General features: G+C 57.2%; 14 protein-coding genes. 13 read left to right on the top strand and 1 reads right to left on the bottom strand.

All coding sequences use genetic code 11. The annotated features are described in order from the left end of the window. The first annotated feature begins 287 nt into the window (after positions 1 to 287). From AC0YNU_RS17765 to AC0YNU_RS17710, 12 genes are all read left to right on the top strand, one after another. Complete coding sequence (locus AC0YNU_RS17765; RefSeq protein ID WP_475758952.1) at positions 288 to 3,461, top strand: sugar-binding protein; 3,174 nt, start codon at positions 288 to 290, stop codon at positions 3,459 to 3,461. A 214-nt stretch (positions 3,462 to 3,675) separates the two neighbouring features. After that, positions 3,676 to 4,707 carry an S-layer homology domain-containing protein gene (locus tag AC0YNU_RS17760; RefSeq protein ID WP_475758949.1) on the top strand — a complete coding sequence of 344 codons (1,032 nt, stop codon included), beginning with the start codon at positions 3,676 to 3,678 and terminating at the stop codon, positions 4,705 to 4,707. A 5-nt stretch (positions 4,708 to 4,712) separates the two neighbouring features. After that, the gene (locus AC0YNU_RS17755) at positions 4,713 to 7,622 is read left to right on the top strand and encodes a golvesin C-terminal-like domain-containing protein (RefSeq protein WP_475758947.1); all 2,910 of its coding nucleotides are present in this window, start codon (positions 4,713 to 4,715) and stop codon (positions 7,620 to 7,622) included. Between the two features lie 58 nt (positions 7,623 to 7,680). After that, the gene (locus AC0YNU_RS17750; RefSeq protein ID WP_475758945.1) at positions 7,681 to 8,802 is read left to right on the top strand and encodes a peptidylprolyl isomerase; all 1,122 of its coding nucleotides are present in this window, start codon (positions 7,681 to 7,683) and stop codon (positions 8,800 to 8,802) included. A gap of 335 nt (positions 8,803 to 9,137) precedes the next feature. Further along, positions 9,138 to 10,913, top strand: coding sequence for a sensor histidine kinase (locus AC0YNU_RS17745; protein ID WP_475758942.1), 1,776 nt, complete (start codon positions 9,138 to 9,140; stop codon positions 10,911 to 10,913). Further along, the gene (locus AC0YNU_RS17740; RefSeq protein ID WP_475758940.1) at positions 10,906 to 12,528 is read left to right on the top strand and encodes a response regulator transcription factor; all 1,623 of its coding nucleotides are present in this window, start codon (positions 10,906 to 10,908) and stop codon (positions 12,526 to 12,528) included. Before AC0YNU_RS17745 ends, AC0YNU_RS17740 begins: the two co-directional genes overlap by 8 nt. Positions 12,529 to 12,681: 153 nt before the next feature. Further along, positions 12,682 to 13,632 (top strand): ABC transporter permease, encoded by a 951-nt coding sequence (locus AC0YNU_RS17735; protein WP_475758938.1) that lies wholly within the window; start codon positions 12,682 to 12,684, stop codon positions 13,630 to 13,632. A gap of 19 nt (positions 13,633 to 13,651) precedes the next feature. Further along, positions 13,652 to 14,611, top strand: a complete 960-nt coding sequence (locus tag AC0YNU_RS17730; RefSeq protein WP_475758935.1) for a carbohydrate ABC transporter permease — start codon at positions 13,652 to 13,654, stop codon at positions 14,609 to 14,611. A 61-nt stretch (positions 14,612 to 14,672) separates the two neighbouring features. Beyond that, the gene (locus AC0YNU_RS17725; RefSeq protein ID WP_475758933.1) at positions 14,673 to 16,280 is read left to right on the top strand and encodes an ABC transporter substrate-binding protein; all 1,608 of its coding nucleotides are present in this window, start codon (positions 14,673 to 14,675) and stop codon (positions 16,278 to 16,280) included. 116 nt (positions 16,281 to 16,396) lie between these two features. Beyond that, positions 16,397 to 17,308 (top strand): phytanoyl-CoA dioxygenase family protein, encoded by a 912-nt coding sequence (locus AC0YNU_RS17720; RefSeq protein ID WP_475758931.1) that lies wholly within the window; start codon positions 16,397 to 16,399, stop codon positions 17,306 to 17,308. Positions 17,309 to 17,632: 324 nt separating this feature from the next. Further along, positions 17,633 to 18,673, top strand: a complete 1,041-nt coding sequence (locus AC0YNU_RS17715; protein WP_475758929.1) for a TIR domain-containing protein — start codon at positions 17,633 to 17,635, stop codon at positions 18,671 to 18,673. Then, the gene (locus AC0YNU_RS17710) at positions 18,670 to 18,879 is read left to right on the top strand and encodes a hypothetical protein (RefSeq protein WP_475758927.1); all 210 of its coding nucleotides are present in this window, start codon (positions 18,670 to 18,672) and stop codon (positions 18,877 to 18,879) included. The genes AC0YNU_RS17715 and AC0YNU_RS17710 overlap by 4 nt, the downstream gene beginning before the upstream one ends. 174 nt (positions 18,880 to 19,053) lie before the next feature. Here the strand turns inward: AC0YNU_RS17710 and AC0YNU_RS17705 are convergent, their stop codons facing one another. Next, a complete protein-coding gene (locus AC0YNU_RS17705; RefSeq protein WP_475758925.1) occupies positions 19,054 to 19,899 on the bottom strand; it encodes a lysophospholipase in 846 nt (281 codons plus the stop codon). A gap of 250 nt (positions 19,900 to 20,149) precedes the next feature. On the opposite strand from AC0YNU_RS17705, the gene AC0YNU_RS17700 reads away from it, so the two are divergent. Next, a complete protein-coding gene (locus AC0YNU_RS17700; protein WP_475758923.1) occupies positions 20,150 to 20,731 on the top strand; it encodes a GNAT family N-acetyltransferase in 582 nt (193 codons plus the stop codon). The last annotated feature ends 16 nt before the right edge of the window (positions 20,732 to 20,747 follow it).

Genomic DNA, 20,747 nt, shown 5'->3' with positions numbered 1-20,747 from the left:
CGTTTTTTTGCTGCGCGCCATCACCCTCGGTGTCTACGTAGTTTGCATTTCGACATTATAATCACCGGAAAGCTACAAATTGTTACCTACTTCCCCCCTCAACTACCAGCAAGGGCGAAAAGAATCATTTTCCCTTGAACCGACACGGGATTTGTCAGCGCGCAATTTTCCAGGAAGTCATAAAAACGCTAACAACGGCACATTACTTCCTAGTCAACGCTCTGATACGAAATGTACCATTATAGGGCATGGCAAGTCTTTCATACAGCGAAAAAGGAGATGAAGGAATGGGCGGGAAGTTCAAATGGCTGAAAACGCTGAGCCTGATGAGCCTGCTGCTGGGCAGCGCAAACGGGCTGATTGCAGCGGGCGAGGCAAGCGCGGCAGCCGGGGACATAACGGGAAGCTCCGTTGCGTTCGACGGAACGGGCAAATTCAAAGACACCTTAGATACGCTGGACAATGTATTTATGAAATCGGGCGTGAACGCGGCGAACGGAGGGGTTACGGGGCCGGGGGATCTGTATTATTACGCCGGCAGCACCAGCTTCAAAGGCGTGACGATCGATGTGAACGCTTTCAAGTGGTCGCTCAAGTATACGGAGGCAGACGATCTCAAGGTGTTCGAGGCCGAGTACGACAGCGCCTCCGGTACGTTCACGGACGGCGACGAGGTCACGATGGTGCGGAAGCAGAAGCCGGATCTGATGACGAGCCGCGATCAGCTGAAAGCTTCGTATGTATCCGGATCGGTACCGGCGGGGACGAAGTATTTACATATCCGGCTGCCGCAGGCGAGTTTCTTCAACAACTCGGAGTTCGGTAATTTTTCCTTGGATAATGTAACGCTCACCAGCACGGCGTCCTCCGCGGCGGCGAACGACTACATCGTGGATACTTTGGCGTCCTTCAATAAGCTGGCTGCGGGCGCGGTCACAAGCAACCTGCATGCCGTGACGAATGTCGACTGGGACGTGCAGACCTTCAGCAACCTGTCCAATGTCGAGCGTCTCGACGCCACGTTGGAGGACAAAGGGCTGACGTACGAAGTTCCGGCAGGCAAAGAAGCCAAGAGCGTATATGCGGAGGGCTATTTCAACTTCCTTCCGTCGAAATATTTCGAGGTATGGGCGTCCCCGGACGGCACGACCTACACGAACGCGACGCAAAGCAGTTCCTATCATAAGCCGGCAGTAGCTTATGACAGCAACTGGGTGCCGACGTCGGTCGATATCGGCAGCCTGCCTGAGGGCACGCGCTTCGTGCAAGTCCGCCTGCCGGCCTTTACGTCCGGCGAGCTCTACGGCATGAAGCATCCGAAGATGACCCGCGTGGCGATCGGCTACGGGGATCCATCGGACGACAGCGGGCCGGTCGAAACGCCGGGGCAGACGACCATCAAGCAGGCGGCCGGAGCAATTAGCATTAACGGCACCGTCGAGCTGGACGACAACGGCAAACCGACAGGCGGATGGCAGGGCGCGAACGCCATTACGCTGACCGGAATCACGGATACGAACGGCGACGACCACGGCGCGAAGGTGTATTTCAGCTATGACGCCGACAATTTGTACGTGGGCGCGGTCATTGCGGATCCGACGCCGATGATCAACGAGAACACGGGCACGAACCTGTGGGGCGGAGACAATCTGGAGCTGTTCTTCGGCACGGAGGATACCGACTATAGCCAGTTCCCGGACAAGAAGAATACGATGCTGGCCAGCGACGTGCAAGTCGTCATTAGCGGCAGCATCAGCAACGGCCCGCAATCCTATGTCTACCGCAATTCGAACTTCTCCTTCCCGACGATTCCGCTTGCGGGAACGAAATCGGTGGACGGCAAGAGCTACACGCTGGAAGCGGCCATTCCGCTCAGCGAGCTCGGCATTACGAATCCGTGGGACAATAAACGGATTTTGCTGAACGCCGTGCTGAACGACGGCAGCGCAAGCGGCCGCGGGCAGTGGGGGTGGACGACGACTGGCGAGACGTTGAAGAAGAACAGAGGACAGTGGGGCAAAGCGGATCTTGAAGCCGGCTCAGCGCCAGTGCAAGCCATAACCGCCGACGTCAGCGTCGACGAGAATACGAATCGGATTACGGTCGCCGGTCAAAGGGCCGACGGTTCGAGCAAAGACGTCACCTTGCTCGTGACCGACCCGAACGGCGCGATCGCATACGTCGATCAAGCGGCGAGCGACAGCCAAGGCCATTATTCCTTTACCTTCCCGATTACGGGCAGCGCCTATGCGAACGGTCTCTATACCGTATCCGTCGGCGGAGACGGCATTGCTCGCTCGACGAGCGTCACGTTCTCCTTCACGCCTGGCGATCCGGTTCCGGACGATTCCGGCGAACCGAGAGGAACGCTTAGCGGACCGGATAGTGCTGTAGCGGGCAGCGCCATCGAGCTAGAGGCCGGCTTCCTCGGGGGTGGCGATGCGCATTACAACGTGCTGCAAGCCGTCATTCATTACGACAAAGATAAGCTGGACTTCGCGGTTGATTCGGAGCATCCATCGCGGCTGGCATCCGGCGTCGTCACGTCCGCCGTATCGGGATTGAGCGTGCTCGATGCCGCGATCAAACCGGCTCAAGGCGAAATTATGGTACTGCTCGGCAGCACGGTTCCGGATTTCGCGGCGCAAGGGCATCTGTTCACCCTGCATGCGACGGCCAAGGCCGGTGCCGCGGCAGGCGAGACAACCGTGTCCATGCAGGAATTCCAGCTGTCCAACGAAACGGATCTCATCACGGCAGCGGACAGCTCCGTCTCGATCCAACTGACGGCAGCCGATCATTCCGCATTGGTAACGGCAATCGCCGACGCGCAGCAAACGCATGACGAAGCCGTGGAAGGCAGCGCAGCGGGTCAATATCCTGCCGGCGCGAAAGCCGCGCTTCAAGCTGCGATCGACGCCGCGCAAGCGGTCGCCGACAACGCATCCGCAACCCAGGAAGCAATCGCCGATGCGGCAGCCGCGCTTCAAGCCGCCGTCGACGCATTCTTGGACAGCGTCAACGTTCCGGTGGTCGATTCCGACAAAACAGCCCTTACGCATGCCATCGAAGCGGCGCAGTCCACGTACGACGCAGCCATCGAAGGCAGCAAGGTCGGCCAATACTCGCAGGCTGCCAAAGCTGCGCTGCAAGCGGCAATCAGCCAAGCGAACGGCGTGCTTAACAATGCCAGCGCCGCCCAGGCTGTCGTCGATCAAGCCGTTACGGCGCTCCAGTCGGCCGTTCAAACGTTCAAAGGCCAGCTGGTAACGCTCGTACCGGGCGAAACCCGCATCACGATCCGGGATCTCTCGATCCTGGCGAAATATTTCGGCATGACTTCCTCCGATCCGAACTGGTCGGCAATCGAGAAAGCCGATCTGTTCAACGAAGGCGAAATCACGCTTCGTTCGCTGGCTGCCATCGCGCAAATGATCCTTGACGACTGGCTGAACGAATAGCAGATCGACTAACAGATCGACTAACAGAACGAATAGCAGAACGAATAACAGATCGACTAACAGATCGACTAACAGAACGAATAACAGATCGAATGACGAATCAAATCGCATCATGAATTGTATAATCATCCGCGGTTGACTTGCCGGGAGCGACGCACAAGGTGTTTGCCGCTCCCGGCGGGCAGCGCGGGGTCAGAGGGAAGAGGGCTGCGCCATGGTTAGAAAATCATTCACGTTACTGCTGCTGCTCGGCATGCTGCTCATCATCGGATTGCCGTCGCTCGCATTGGCCGGCGCCCTGCCGTCCGTTGCCTTATCCATCGACAAGCAGAATGCTGCCGTCGGCTCGGAAGTGAAGGTCACGATAACCGGCAGCTCGCTGACCGATGTCTATGCTTACGAAGCCTCGGTCCGGTTCGACGTCAAGCGGCTGAAGCTGAAGAGCGCCGTCAGTCTGGTGGACGGCTTCAGCGTGCAGCCGATCGTCAAGAACGACGTCGTGACGTTCGCGCATACGAAGATCGGCGATCGTTCGGGCGACAGCGGTACGTTCGCGCTGGCGACGCTGACCTTTACGGCGTTGGCGAACGGAGCGGCCGAGATTTCGCTTATGGAATCGAAGCTTGTGAATGCCAAGCTCGAAGCCAAGACGCTTCCGGGCGCAAGCAAGGTGAAGACGGTTATATCGAACGGGCATGCGCTTCGCGATATTGCCGGCCATTGGGCGGAGGCTTCGATCAAGCGGGCTGTTGCACTCGGTATCGTGCAGGGCTACGCGGATGATCGCTTCCTGCCGAACCAACCGGTTACGCGAGCGGAGTTCGCCGTCATGCTGGTGAGGACGCTGAATCCGTCACCCGAGGTCAGTAAACCCGCCTCATTTAAGGATGCGGCAAGCTTACCCGCCTGGGCGAAGAGCGAGGTGTTCATCGCGGCGCTCGAAGGCTGGATTACCGGCTACGACGACGGAACGTTCCGCGCAGGCAAGCCGATTACGCGCGCCGAGCTGTCGGCCATGAGCGTCAGGGGTCTAGGGTGGAAGCCGGGCAATACGGCGAAGCTTGCTTTTGCAGATACGAATGCAATCGCTCCGTGGGCACGGCCTTATGTGGCGCTGGCCGCCGAGCGGAAGCTGATGGGCGGAAGAGGCGGCAATCTCTTCGCGCCGAACGAAGTGACGACCCGCGCGGAAGCAGCGGCGATAGTGGTCAAGATGTACGACGCCAAGATGACTGAAGGAGGATAAGGGAGATGAAAGCAAGCAAGCGATGGAAGGCAGGCCTGTTGGTCGCCTTAAGCGCATTAACGTTGCAATTGGCCGACATAGGGAGCCTAGCTGCCCGCACGGCTGCGGCCGAGGCTGCCGGCGCGATCTATTACGTGGATTCCGTATCCGGCAATGATGCCAACAACGGAACAAGTACCGGTCAGCCGTGGCGGACATTGAGCCACGTCAGTTCGGTAGGCGGCGCAGGACAGCTGCATCCCGGCGATCAGGTGCTGTTGAAATCGGGCAGCGTCTGGAATCAATCGCTCGATATTACGTTCTCGGGAAGCGCCGAGGGCCAAATCACGATCGGTTCATACGGCGGAGAAGTCAAACCGATTATTAACGGCGGCGGAGGCAGCTACGGGGTGCGGATCGAGAACGAGCAGTACGTCACGCTTCAGGACATTGAAATCACGAATTTCAATGCCGCGAATCCCAATGATTACAAGACGGAGTTTCATAGACGCTCCGGCGTGTGGGTCATCGCGCACCATGAAGGCGTGATGAGCGGCATTCAATTGAAGGATCTCGATATCCACGACGTCGCGGGCATATCGGTCAGCGGAGAAGACTCGGTCATCGATACGGACGGAGAATCGGTCAACAAGAACCACAACGCGGCGATCATGGTCAATGCGTGGGAGTGGCTGCCGAACATCGCGGACGACAAGCACGGGTACTTCAAGGATATGCTCATCGAGAACAACAACATCCACGACATCCAGACGATCGGCATCAATATGGACGGCTACACGAACGATCTGACCAAGTACCATCAGAACGTCGTCGTCCGGGGCAATACGATTAACAAAACAGGCTCCGACGGCATCGTTATCGGCGTGGCGGACCATCCGCTCATCGAGAATAACGCCGTGTACGACGTTGCCATCAACTCCTACGATTTCAAATGGATTGCCGGCATCTGGGTATGGAAGACGAACGGCGCGATTTTCCGTCACAATGAAGTGGCCCGCGTTCATTACTTGAATTCCGCGTCGGCCGACTCGGCTGCCTTCGATACCGATATTTTGGCTCAAGGCGACCATCTGTACGAATTCAACTACTCGCACGATAACACGGGCGGCTTCGTCATGGACATGGGGCAGCTTCAGAACGGCACGAACTATTACCGCTACAACCTCAGCCGCAACGATCAGCATCACAAGGCGTCCGGCCAGACGATATCGTCGAACGACAAAGGTTTGTTCTACAACAACGTGTTCTATAACGACAACGGCGACGGCATCGTCATGTCGAACAGTCCGAAATCCACGTTTATCAACAACATTTTCTACACGTCGCAGGGCAATCAGCCTTATCCGACGGCACCGGCCTTCTACAACAACGATTTCTACGGCTCGACGCCGCCTAGCCAAGGCATTCGCAATTTGAACGTCGATCCCAAATTCGTCGATCCGACGGGCGGAGACGGCATCGGCAAAGTAAACGGCTTCAAGCTGCGCTCCGATTCTCCGCTGATCGGAGAAGGCCGGGTCGTAGCCGATAACGGCGGCAAGGACTTCTTCGGCAACCCGCTCTATACGGGTTCGCCGGATATCGGATTGTTCGAGGATCCGGCAAGCACCAAGAACGACGCGACGGCACCGAACGCGCCGACGGGGCTGCAGGTCAAGGACCGGACGGACACGACGGTGAAGCTGGCATGGACGGCCGCTGAAGGCGGCGTGCCGCTGGATGGCGACATCTATGACGCGGGCACGGACGAGAAGCTGGCGTCGGTCATCATGAGCAATACGGTGACGCTGACCGGACTGACTGCCGACACGGACTATTCGTTCTATGTGATCGCACGGGACTTCTCTGGCAATGAATCCGTACCGAGCAGCACGCTGCCGGTCCGCACGACGAGCGCTTCCGTCATCGTTGACGATGCGGCCGCCGCGAAGACGGGTTCATGGACAGCGGGCACGGGCGGCTACGGCAACGGATACGTCTACGCTGCCAAGGGAAGCGGCGCGAAGTCGGTCACGTGGACGCCGAATTTGCCGACGGCCGGTTATTACGCCGTGTATTATTGGCTGCCGCCGCGGGTAGCCAACGAAAGCCGCGCGACGAATGCCGCCTTCCGCGTTCAGTTTGACGGCGGCAACAAGTCGTATACCGTCAATGAATACACGTCCGCGCAAGGGCAATGGCTGTTGCTCGGAAACCATAAGTTCGCGGCGGGCACGGGCGGTTCCGTGACGCTCAGCGATAATGCCAATGACAAGGTAGTCGCGGATGCCGTGAAATTCGAGTATTTGGCCGACTTCGGGCCGGAGAGCATCACGAAGGTGACGGTAACCCCAGGCAAGCCGCAGCTGAAGACGGGCGATACCACGTCTCTGTCCGTTATTGGCGCGGACGATGCCGGCAAGACGCTTGACTTGAAGGCGGAGGACGTCGCCATTGCTTATAGCAGCGACGCGCCATCCATCGCTTCCGTCTCGGCGGACGGCACGGTAACGGCGGTTGCCGCGGGTACGGCGCATGTGCATGCGGTCGTCACCGTGAACGGTCATGACCTGGCCTCCAATGAAATCGCGATTATCGTCGGTAGCGGCTTGACCGTATCGACGCCGGTCTTCAAGGACGGCAGCGGCAACGCGATCACGACGCTTCAGCCGAGCGGCATCGTGAAGGTGTCGACGACGATCGTCAACTCCACCGACGCCGACCAAAGCGTGACGCTGATCGTGGGCGTATACAATGCGAACGGCCTGCTGGTGTCCACGACCGAGAATGCCAACGTGAAGACCTTCACGAACCAAACGCTGACGGCCACGATCGTGCTGCCTGCGAATACGAACGGCGCGAGCATCCGTGCTTTCGTATGGGACGGCAAAGGCTCGATGCATCCGCTGGCATCCAAAACGCTGTTCCCGCATTGATCGTATCAGTTTAGTCAAGGCGGCTTGAAGCCGTATACGCGAAGGGAGACTTGCGACGATGAGAAACGCAGTTCTGAAAACGCCGGCGCGCCCGATAACCGGGCCGACGCCCGCATTCTTCCATAAGAAGCGGCTTCAAGCCATCGCGATTGCGGCCGCCGTGCTGCTGATCGCCGCAATCGCAGCCGTGTCGTTGCTGCAGCAGCGGGGAGGCGGCACCAAGCTCCGTATCGCCGCGACCGTCAATGGCGAGCCCATCGCGCTCGAGGAGCTCCAACAGGCGATGTCGGCGCAGAAGGCGAAGACGGCGGCGTATTTTAAAGCCAAGTATGACGCCGATTCCGGGCCGGATTTCTGGACGGCATCGTTCGAGGGCGAGGTGCCGGCCGAGATGCTGAAGAAGGAGGCGCTTGCGCAAGTCGTTCAGCTGAAGCTGCAGCAAGCGATGGCCAAGCGGGAAGGCTTGACGGGAGATATTACGTATGCCTCGTTCCTGAAGCAGTTTCAAGCGGAGAACAAACGCAGAGCGCACGGAGGAGACGATCAGCAGGGCGTATACGGGCCCAAGCAATACACCGAATCGGCCTATTACAGCCTGCTGAATTCCAATCTGATCGGCGATCTGAAGAAGAAGCTGGAAGGCGGCATGACGTGGTCGGATGCGCAGCTTCGCGCGTTCTACGACAAGCAGGCCGCGGATCAATTCACGAGCCGCGATTCGGTTCGCGCGGACACCGTTTCCGTGGCTTATGGGGAGGGCGCTTCCCTTACCGATTCGGAAGCGGAGGCCGCGGCGAAGAAGATCGCGGAGCTGCTGGACGCAGGACAGTCCGCGGCCGCCGCGTCAAAGGCAGTCGAAGGCGCGGCCGCCAAGACGGTCATGCTGGACGCCGAGACGGCAAGAGCGGCTTCGCTCGAGACGCCTCTGTTCGTATCGAGCGTTCAAGATCTCCAGCCGGGCCAGCATACCGGCGTCTTCAAGGAGAACGGCGCTTACGTCCTCGCCGTGGTGACGGCGCGCGAGAAAAGCGAAGCTTATGCGTTCGAAGACGTCAAGGAAGGCATCGCAGCACAGCTGGCCGACGAAGCCTACGATGCGCTCGTTGCCAAGGCAGCGGCGGACGCGAAGGTCGTCATCGAGCAGGACGTATACGACCGCATGGATCCTGAAGCGCAGTAGGTTGCGAGTCTAGCAAGTCTCGCGATCCTAGTAACTCTCACGATCCTAGTAACTCTCGGCAAGTCTCGCAATCCTAATAAATCCCGCAAGTCTCGCAATCCTAGTTGATCTCGCAAGTCTAGCAAATCTAGCAAGTCTAGCAAGTCTCGCAAGTCTAGCGGGTCTAACAAGCCGATCATGCTCTATTCTTCACGCAGGCGCAGAGCCGGCCGCGAACGCCAAACAGTCCGTTTCCAGTGGAAACGGACTGTTTTTTTTTATGCCGTAATGCTACTCTAGGTTTATACTAATTTCTGTAAGAATCGTGAGAATTACGGAGGTGCGGGTTGATCGTCATGGTCCGAAAGAAACGTACGCTGCGCTATAAGTTCATTATCGGATTCGTCATCGTGACCGTACCCTTGATTTTATTTTTATTTTATAACAATTATTATGCGATGAACGTCGTGCGGGAGCAGGTGTCCCAGTCCAACAACAATCTAATCTCCACGCAGGCCGCGAAGAAGGATATCACGCTGGGACAGACGGTTAACTACCTCCTCAGACAGGTGAGCAGCAATCCGTCTTACCCGAATTTGTTAGCGCTCTCATCCTATCCGGAGGAAAGCGGCGACTACTTCTTCGCCAAGCAGGCGCTGCTTACTTCGTTCGATCAAGACCAGGCCGCTTATAAGGAAGTCGACACGTTCTTCGTCTATCTGGACATGCCGAGCAGGCTGCTCACAAGCCAGCGAACGTATTGGGAGACCGAGCGGTACCATCTGGTGCTGGATCGGTATTTGGCGGATAAGAAGAATCGCGTCATTCACGATTGGGACATCATCCATGCGGATAATACGTACTATCTCGTTCGTTTGGAACAGGTGGCCGACGCCAATGCCGCCGTGTATGTCGGGGCTTTGATCAAGGCGGAGCAGTTAATCGACGAGCTGAACGCAACGTCCTCGGACTCGGGATTGGAGGAGCTGCTCGTCTCGAATGAAGGCATCCCGCTTACGGCGACTTCGTTGACCGCCGGAGACGTCGAGAAGATCGAGAAAAGCCTGAAGAAGCCGGGCAACGAGGCGTACAGCAAATTCAACCGGGCGAACGGTCTCGGCTACCTTGCGGTCAACGCTTCCTTTTCTCAAGCGCCGATTCATATGATCGCGATCGTGCCGGAGAAAAATCTGCTGAAGCAGCTCTTCTATTTCCAATGGGCGATCTACCTGATTCCGGTCGTCGGGCTCGTCGTGATCCTGTTCTACTCGTTCTTCTTGAAGCGGACGCTGCTGCAGCCGATGCAGGCGCTCATGTCCGGGATGAGGCGAATCATGCACGGCGACCTCAGCGTCCGACTGAAGGAAGGGTCCTCGTTCGAGTTCGCGTTTCTCATCGATACGTTCAACGGCATGGCCGGTCAGATCAGCAGGCTCAAAATCGACGTCTACGAAGGCATGCTGAAGAAGCAGGAGGCTGAATTCAAGCATCTGCAGGCACAGATCAACCCGCATTTCTACCTGAATTCCTTGAATATTATTTACAGTCTGTCCTCGCTTCGCAAGAACGAGCTGGTCGAGCAGATGACCGAGCATCTCGCCGATTACTTCCGCTTCATTACGCGTGCGCACCGCGAATTCATTACGCTGTCGGAGGAAATCGACCATATATCGAATTATTTGGAGATTCAGAAGCTGCGCTTTCCGGACAAGCTGGCATTCGAGGTCGATCTGCCGGAGCGGTTCGCCGGCTGCCCGCTGCCGCCCTTGACCATTCAGCCGTTCATCGAGAACGCGGTCATTCATGGCATGCCGGAAGGGGACCGGCTGTATGTCATATCGATCACGGTGCAAGCCCTGCAAGAAGGCAGCGGCTGCTGCGAGATCATCATTGCCGACAATGGGCGGGGACTTACGGCGGATAAGCTGCATCAGCTGCAGCGAGGCATCGAGGCAGAAGGAGCGGGGCAAGGGGCCGGCGGGCTCGGGATTTGGAACGTGCGGAGCCGGCTCGGCATGATTTACGGGAATCGGGCGGAGATCCGGTTCTCCGACAGGGAGCCCGAGGGCACGATCGTCAGCATCCGGCTGCCCGTGGAGCGGGACAATGAAGGGGGAGACAGCGATGTATAACTTGCTCGTCGTCGATGATGAGAAATATGCCGTTGAAGCGATTCTGAACTGTATCGACTGGCCGTCGATTGGCGTAACCGGTCTATTCAGCGCTTACGGGGTCGGAGCCGCGAAGGAGAAACTGCTCGCCAACCCGATTGATATCATCGTGTGCGATATCGAGATGCCCGGCAGCAACGGACTCGAGCTGCTGGAATGGGTCAACGAGAACAAGCCGGATACGTTGACGATTTTCTTCACCGGACATGCTAATTTCGCTTATGCGCAGCAAGCGCTCCAGCTCGGCAGCTTCGATTATTTGCTGAAGCCGGTCAAGCACAAGCAGATTGCCGAGGTCGTCTCGCGGGCATGCGAGAAGTTGAAGCAGGAACGGGACAAGAGGCACTATTCGGAGCGCTACGAGAAATACGCCCAGCTCTGGGAGACGCAGAAGCCGCTCTTATGGGAGAAATTTTGGCAGGACGTGCTCGGCGCGCGCGTCATGATGACGGAAGAGCGGCTCGGGCAGGCCATCGAAGCGTACGGCTTGCCGATCGCGGCCGATACGCGGGTAAGGCCGATTCTGCTCAGCGTGGAAGAATTCCGCGAGGCGTTCAGCAAGCGGGACGAGGAGATTCTGGAATACGCGCTGCTCAAGAGCGCCGAGGAAATGTTTCTGGAATCCCGCCGCGGCTGCGTCATTCGGGATACAAACGGCGTGCTGTTCGTGCTGCTCTATGAGGACGAGAAGGCCATGGATCTGCAGGAGCTGACGGCCGTCTGCAGGACCTACATGAAGGCATCCTCCTCGTATTTCTACTGCCGTTTGTCCTGTTATGTAGGCGAGCCCTCGACCATCGGCGGTTTGACGGGCACCTACCATGCCTTGCTCGAGATGGAACAGAGCAACGTGGCGGAGACGGAAGCGGTGCTGCTGCTGCGTGATCACGGCTTCGAGCGAAGCAGCGCCAAGCAGACGAAGGAGCCGGCGAATATCGACTGGGCGGAATGGACCGTCCTGTTCGAGTCCGGCAAGAAGGCCGAGCTGATGGAACGGCTGAACGCGGCATTTAAGGAGCTGGCGGGGCAGCCTGTCACGCACGAGTCGCTCGAGGCGGTGTACTACCTGCTTCTTCATATGGTGTACCATGTCTCTCATCGGAAAGGCTGGCCGGCCAAGGAAGTGGTCGGCAGCAAGCTGCTGAGCGGCGAAGGCTCCGCGACACGTTCACTGGCCCGCCTGAAGAGCTGGGCGGAGCGGCTGCTCACGGCCGGGATGGAATATTTCAGCCAGCATGAGGGGGACCATCGCGCCAATATCGAGAAAGTGAAGAAGTATATCGGGCAGCATATCCGGGACGTTAACCGGGAAGATCTCGCGTCGCATGTCTATTTGAATTCCGCCTATCTGTCGCGCCTCTTCAAGAAGGAAACGGGCCAGTCGCTCATGGATTTCATCATTCTGGCCAAGATTAATCAGGCGAAGATCCTGCTGACGGAGTCGAACCAGAAGATCAGCGATATCGGCGATTCCTTGGGCTACGAGAATTTCTCGTATTTCGGAAAGGTGTTCAAGAAGACCGTGGGCATTTCTCCTCAGGAGTATCGCAAGCGCTATCAGGGCATCGTAGGCTGAACCCTATTACGACGATAATCAGACCCCTGCCATTCGGCGGGGGTTTGTCATAATAACGTTAACTTTGTCACTTCTGTTCCTATCGGGCGCCTGCCGTTCTCTCTTACAATTACCTTAAGAACGAATCCAACATGCCGAAATGAACACGAGGTGATGGTACTGAACACGGAAGCGAAACGAAACGGATTTGCAGCATTCGGGCGCAAGGTAATCAAGAATCGGTATTTGCTGCTGATGATGCTGCCCGGAACGATTTATTTGCTGGTTAACAACTACTTGCCGATGTTCGGCACGGTCATTGCTTTCAAAAGCATCGATTACAGCAAAGGAATTCTCCATAGTCCATGGGTAGGCTTCACGAACTTCAAGTTTCTGTTCAAGACGTCGGACGCCTGGACGATTACCCGCAACACGATTTTGTACAACGCGCTGTTTATCACTATCACGCCGGTGATCGCCGTCACGTTTGCGATACTGCTGAACGAGGTGCGCAACCGGATGGCGGCGAGATATTACCAGAGCGTGATGTTCCTGCCCTACTTTCTATCCGCTGTCGTCGTCGGCTATTTGGGCTACTCGATGCTCAGCACGGAGTTCGGCTTCATCAATACGCATGTGCTCGAACCGCTTGGCTTCGATGCGATCGCGTGGTACAGCGAGCCGAAGTATTGGCCGTTCATCCTGCCGATCGTCTACATCTGGAAAAACATCGGCTACTCCACCGTCATCTACTTGGCCGCGGTCATCGGCATCGACAACGAATATTATGAAGCCGCGCTGATGGACGGCGCTTCCAAGTGGCGCCAGGCGATCAGCATCACGCTGCCGCAGATTCGCCCGATCATCATCATTTTGATGCTGCTGGCCGTCGGACATATTTTGAACGCAGATTTCGGTCTCTTCTATCAAGTACCGCTGGATGCCGGCGTGCTGTATCCGACCACGAACGTCATCGATACCTACGTCTATCGCGCCCTGATTACGCTTGGAGACATCGGGATGTCCTCCGCGGCGGGCTTGTATCAGTCGGCCGTCGGATTCGTGCTCGTGCTCGGCGTCAATCTGATCGTCCGCAAGATCAATAAAGAAAACGCTTTATTCTAGGGAAGGAGCGACATCCGCAATGAGTACAACGACCGTGAAGGCCCCTGCGACCGCGGCCGCCGTTTCCAGACCGGCAGCAAAACGCATCAACAGCATATCGCCGACCTCCAATCTCATCGTCAACCTGTTTTTCTTCATCTACAGCTGCGCCTGCCTGCTCCCGGTCATCCTCGTCATCTCGGCTTCCTTATCCGACGAGAATGCCATCACGTTGCACGGCTACTCGCTAATACCGCGGGTATGGAGCACGGCGGCCTACCATTATCTCACGTACGATATGCACAAAATCTTGACGGGCTACGGCATCTCGATCGCGACAACGGTTATCGGCAGCCTGATCGGCATGATGATAACGGCGCTGTACGCGTATCCGCTGTCGCGCATGGATTTCGGATTTCGGAGCTTCTTCTCGTTCTTCATCTTCTTCACGATGATTTTCGGCGGCGGGCTCGTGCCCAGCTACCTCGTCTATACGAATCTCTTTCATATCAAGGATACGCTGTTCGCGCTCATTGTCCCCGGGCTGCTCATGAACGCTTTCCTGGTTCTGACGACGCGGACGTTCTTTCAGCAGACGATCCATCCGTCCATTCTCGAATCGGCGCAGATCGACGGAGCAAGCGAGTTCCGCATCTTCTTCGGCATCGTGCTCCCGCTGTCGCTGCCGGTCATGGCGACGATAGGCCTCTTCTATACGCTGTCGTATTGGAACGATTGGTTTAACAGTCTCGTGTACATCAGCAACGACGACATGGTCAATCTCCAGTATATGATGTACCGCGTCATGCGCAATCTTCAGTTCCTTCAGTCCAACGCGCAGAGCAGCAGCGCCATCGGCGCGGCGGAAATCGCCAAGATTCCGAACGAAACCGTTCGTATGGCGATGTGCATCATCGGCATGGGACCGATCGTGCTTGCGTACCCGTTCTTCCAGCGTTATTTTGTAGCCGGCTTGACGGTCGGCGCGGTGAAAGGCTAACCCCGGCCTGGCCGGTTAGCATAGAGAACGACATTTTTATTTCCAAAATGGGAGGGTTTATATGAAAGGCCTTAAAAGAAACGGATTAACCGCGTTAACGGCCGCCTTTGCAGTGTCCCTGATCCTGTCAGGCTGCGGAAGCAACAATAACGGCAACACGGCGAACAATGGCGGCAATGCGGGCGGAAACAACACCCCCGCAGCGACGAATACCGATAACGGAACCAAGAATGAAGGAGCGGCGAATACAGGTACGGCGAACAACGGCGCTACCGACGCGTCGAAGCTGGAGCCGTACACGATCAAATGGTTCGTTCCAGGCGCCGCGGCACTTAAGGACCAGGACTTGGTCAACGCGGAAGCGAGCAAATATTTGAAGGACAAAATCAACGTGACCCTGGATCTGGAAGTCATCGACTGGGGCAGCTGGGATGACAAAATGAACCTGAAATTCGCCTCCAGCGAGCCTTTCGATCTCTTGTATACGGCGAACTGGAACGGATTCACGACGAAAATCGCGCAAGGCAACATCATCGATATGACGGATCTGATCGATAAGTATGCGCCGGAAGCGAAAGCCGTCATCGAGCCAGCGCTGCTCGAAGGCTCCAAAGTAAACGGCAAGAACTACGGCATGCCGATCAACAAGGAAATGGCCAGCCAATTCGGCGTCATGCTCCGCAAGGATCTCGTGGACAAATACGCGATCGATATTACGACGATCAAGACGCTGGAAGACCTCGAGCCTTACTTCGATACGATCAAGGAGAAAGAGCCGGGCGTCACGCCGTTTTACCTGAACAAAGACATTTCGCTGCTCAACGTCTGGAACCTCAACCATTTCGACCATTTCGAAACCGGGGGCGGCAGCCTTCCGAAGGGATCGACCGACTTCAAGCTGATCAACGGTCTCGAGACGCCCGAAGCGAAAGCCGGCTACGATCTCATTCACAAATGGTACCAAAGCGGCTACGTCAACAAAGACGCGGCAACGCTGCAGGATCTGAGCGGCGGGTTGAAGGCGGGCAAAGCGTTCGCATATCCGGAGCAGCTGAAACCGGGCAAGGACGCCGAAGTCAGCACGCAAACCGGCGTGCAATGGGTGCAAGTCGAGCTCACGCAGCCGATCGTCGGCACGGGCGATACGCAAGGCTCCATGGATTCGATCTCCAGAACGTCCAAGGATCCGGCGCGCGTCATGATGTTCCTCAACCTGATGTATACGGATAAATACTTGGTCAACCTGCTCGCATTCGGCATCGAAGGCAAGCACTACAAGAAAGTCGGCGACAACACGATCGACTTCGCCGACGGCGTAACGGCGCAAACGTCGGGCTACAACCTGAACCAAGCGTGGCTGTTCGGCAATCAGTTCAACGATTACCTGTGGGCCAACGAAGATCCGCAGAAATGGGAAAAGTTCGCCAGCTTCAACAAAGCGGCGAAGAACGACATCCTGCTCGGCTTCGTCTTCGATCCGACGAACGTGAAGACCGAAGTGGCGGCGATTACGAACGTGGGCAAAGAATTCAATTCGGGTCTCGGTTCCGGAACGCTCGATCCGAACGTGTATCTGCCGAAGTACATCGACAAGCTGAAAGCGGCCGGTCTCGAGAAAGTCATCGCCGAGCAGCAGAAGCAGCTCGATGCATGGAAAGCGGCGCAGTAATTCAAGCGTTTCAATGATGAAGTAATTCAAGAGTTTCATTCAAAAACAAGCCGGGAAGTCAGTGCCTTTGCGGCACTGGCTTCCTTTCATTATTTGGCGCAGGAGGCGGAGACGCAATGGAAAACAAGGTACTGAGCAAGGAGCAGATCGAGCAGTTCATGGAGCGCGGCTGGGTGAAGGTCGAAGAGGCTTACCCGCGGGAATTAGCGCTGGAATGCCAGCAATTTATCTGGGATAAGCTGGTGCAGTTCGGCGTCGACCAAGGCGATCGGAGCACGTGGCAGCGCCCGATGTACTACCTCCGGGAGGCGTATGACGGCGGAGCCTTCGACCGCTGCAATACGGAACGAATGGCGGATGCCATCGAGGACGTGGTCGGGCACGGACGCTGGATCGACCGCGGCGTGTACGGGAAAGAAAAGGTTGTCGCGACTTGGGGCTGGTGGCCGGTCAACATCTCGCTCGGCGCCGATCGTCCGTGGGATGTGCCGAAGGACGGCTGGCACTGGGACGGCGGGCATTTCCGGCATTACGTGGATAGTCCCGATCAAGGCATCTTGTGCCTGTGCATGTTTTCGGAGATCGGGCCGCGAGGCGGCGGCACGCTGGTCGTCGAAGGCTCCCATAAAGTCGTGGCGCGCTTCCTGGAGAAGCATCCCGAAGGACTCGAGCCGCAGGAAGGGATCGACATGCTGAACCTGGAGCACCCGTACTTGGCGGAGCTGACCGGACGGCCCGAAGCGGCTGAATCCGCGGATCCTAATCGGATTCGCCGGTTCATGGACGAATGGCATACGGATGCCGACGGCTTCAAGCTGCGCGTTGCCGAGACGACGGCATCTCCCGGGGATATCATTCTGTGTCATCCGTTCCTCTACCATGCGCCTTCGCAGAACCACTCCGGCATCCCGCGGTTCATGTGCAACCAGAAGACGCCGCTGAAGGCGCGGATGAACTATGACCGCAGCAACCCGGATGATTATTCGCCGGTGGAAGTCAGCATCCGCCAGGCGCTTGGAAGGGTATAGAAGTAGAAGTAGAAGTAGAAGTAGAAGTAGAAGTAGAGAGCAAAGAAGTAGTTTGAGTAGAGTAGAGTGAGTAGCTTAGAAGTAGAAGCGAAGAAAGATGGCATGTGGTTCACCATTCGGGGCGGGAGCAACTCCCGCCTCGTTTGCGTTGCTTCGAGAGAAAACGGCTGACTACGAAGCGCAGCGTGCAACGTGATCGCGATATGCGACCGCGATGTGGCAGCCGTTTGTTAAGCGAAACTTTAATGCCCTCTCCGGCGAACTATGGTAGAATGGCAGAAAATGAACCGGAACGTATGTGCTTGCGGTAAAGGGGCGGAAGCGGTGACGACAACGATAAGGACGCGAAAGCCGAACGTGTTTATCGGCTGCTCGCGGGAAGCGATCGATTATGCACGGGCCGCCGCTTCGCATCTGGAGCGGAAGGCGCAGGTCAATCCGTGGTATGCGGGAACCTTCGGCGCCGGCGATTATACGATGGAAGCTTTGGAGCGGGAGCTCGCGGCCAACGATTTCGGCGTGTTTATTTTCGCGGCGGAGGATGTGGCCTTGATTCGCGGCAGGCTGACGTTCGTCACGCGCGACAATACGCTCTTCGAACTTGGCTTGTTTTGGGGAAGGCTTGGCCGCAGGCGGGTATACGGTTTGATCCCTCGCGATATCCCGTCCTTCCCGGACGGATTCGCTGCCGGTTCGGGAAAGGCGGAGTTTCACCTGCCCTCGGACTTGGCGGGCCTAACGCTGCTGGAATACGGGACGAGGACGGACGGGAAGTACACGGCGGCCGTCGATACGGCATGCGGGGAATTGTTGACGATTATCGAGCGGGAATCGCTCTATAACGATCCGATCCGTCAGCTTGCGGAGCAGCAGTCGGTGCTTGAACGCAAGCAGAGCATTCTCCATTTCTTCTGGGAGTACGTACGCAACGCGGCGATTGTCGACGGCGAGCAGCGGTATGCGGCGTTTGCCGAAGCCATTCGCAATTCCTTCCTTGCGCCAGCCGGGTTCCGAACGACCGGCGCGGCGATCTGGCGGAAGGAAGGGGACAAGCATATCCGCCAGGCAGGCGGCAATGTCGGCAGAGGCCGAACCTATCCGATGAAGGCCAACGAAGGCAAAGCGGCGGGGTCATCGAATATTTACGTCCTGGATGCGTTTCGCACCGGAGAATGGGTATTCTTCAACCGCCGGGAGATTGCGGAGGTCTATATCCTATGTTATCCTTTAGGCAAAGAGCATGTGCTGTCCGTCCATATTGCAGGAACGGCAGCGCTCAGCGAAGATCAATTGGCGGAGGTCGTTGCCGTTAATGACGAGCTGCTGTCTACGATCAGCTATTTGGTGGGAGGGGATTCACGATGAGACGACGCGTGGGCAAACCGGAGGCTTCCGCCTACAGACTCGCAAGCGGCGGCATGCGTGAAGCTTCATTGGCCGGAGGGACGTTCATCCGCCATGACAGTTCATCCAATGTCTTCGTAGGACCGTCGGTGGAAGGCGCGGATAAGGAATATATGAAAATCATCAGCGGCAAGGTTTCGGAACGGAAACCATCGTTCGCGACATAAATGGAACCGCCCGGCTCTTCTAGAGCCGGGCGGTTTTTTGTTGCTGCGCGATGGTACGCGTGCAATCGACGATACGTGTACACACAATGGCGCGCATCCGTGGCGGTACGATCAGTACCTGCAACGGAATTATTGGCTATCACGTAGTCGTCATTTATTTAATTGCCTCGTGCTTCACAGCTCCTCCAGCCGCTCCTCCAGCCAATCCCGCGTGACATCGAACACTTCCTCGCGGTCCAGCTCGTTATGCAGCTCGTGCTTGAGCCCGGGCCACTCCATGAACGTGCACTTGGAGCCGGCGGCTTCGGCGAACTGCCGGCTGGCGAGCACGGACGTGACCTTATCCGAGCCGCCGTGCATGAGCAGAAGCGGGACTCGCCATTCCGCGGCATGCTTCAGCGCCCACAGTCCGGCGCCCTGCACGCTGAGGAAGAAGCGCGCCGTAATGGCGCCATGGCCGAGCTCATCCTCCTGATACCGCTTCACCATGACGGGATCCGATGTCAGATGGTCCCCGACCATCGGCCTGTCGTTCGTGTAGGACGGGAACAACCGGTTCACGATGCGCGCGATGATCAATTGCAGCGGCGGCGGATTAAAGGCAAGGCGCAGCCAAGGACCCGTCACGATGGCGCCGGCGATGTCGGGCTTGCGCCGCAGCACGTAATTCAGCGTGACGTTGCCGCCCATGCTGTGTCCGTACAGAAACAAAGGCTTATCGGGATAACGCCGCTTCGTCTCGGCCAGCATCGCGTCGACGCCGTCCATCAAGGCGATATAGGATTTGGTATGGCCTCGCTTGCCCTCGGTCTGTCCGTGTCCGACCTGATCGAAGCCGAATACGGCGTAGCCTGCCCGCGTAAACATGTCGGCGACATGCAGATAGCGTCCGATATGCTCGCCCATGCCGTGCACGAGCGCGATGACGCCAAGGATCTCCCGTTCTTCGTCGGGCTCCCATTCCGCCGCATATCGGCGCGAGCCGTCCCTGCAGCGCAGCTCGTATATACGCTCCTTCATCTTCCGCAGCCTCCTCGCTTACCAACATTTCTCTATTTCAACTTTACCACACTCGAATCGGAATTATGAAATGGGATGATGCCGCTTACACAAAATAAGTTGAAATCGGCAGGAGATTGCGAACGGGGAGAGAATGAGGTAAGCACGAGCGGTACGCAGAATCGGCTTGCTTAAAAGATGTCACGAGGCATGGCAAAGGACCGCACGGCGCTTGCCGGCGATGAAATAGACGTTTGGAGGATGGCACGACATGCACAATATGCCCAACATGAACGACGAATTCAGCATTGACTGCGGCGATATCGTGCTGCGGCTGTTTCGCCCGGAGGATTTGGACGACTTCCACCGCATTACGCATGAACCGGAGATCGCGCGTTTCCTGCCGGGCTGGAATGCGCCCGCGAAGGAAATGCGCGCGGATTGGCTGATAAACTACGAAATTCCGGGGAACGACCGGTTTCTTCAAGCCGTACGGCAAGGGGGGAATATAGGCGAGCTGCAGCTGCGGCTGGCCATGACGCTGAAAGCGACGGGAGCGTTCGTCGGCTGGGTATGCACGGGCATCAAGGAGGAGCTGCCGGAGCCGAATCGGGAAATCGTATATGGCATCACCGGCGCGCACGGCGGCAACGGATACACCACGCGGGCAGCGGCGGGGCTGATCCGCTATCTATTCGAGCGGGAGCTGGTCGACGAGTTGAACGCCCTCGCCCTGACGGACAATGTGGGCTCGAACCGGGTCATTGCGAAGTGCGGCTTCAAGCTGCAAGGCGAAGTGACGATCGATGGCGAGGCTTATCATCATTACAAGCTGTATCGAAATGAGAAGTGAGGCCTTTATAAGGTGA

This window comes from Paenibacillus sp. J31P316 (genome assembly GCF_056269105.1).
This window is presented reverse-complemented; position numbering and strand designations above follow the sequence as displayed.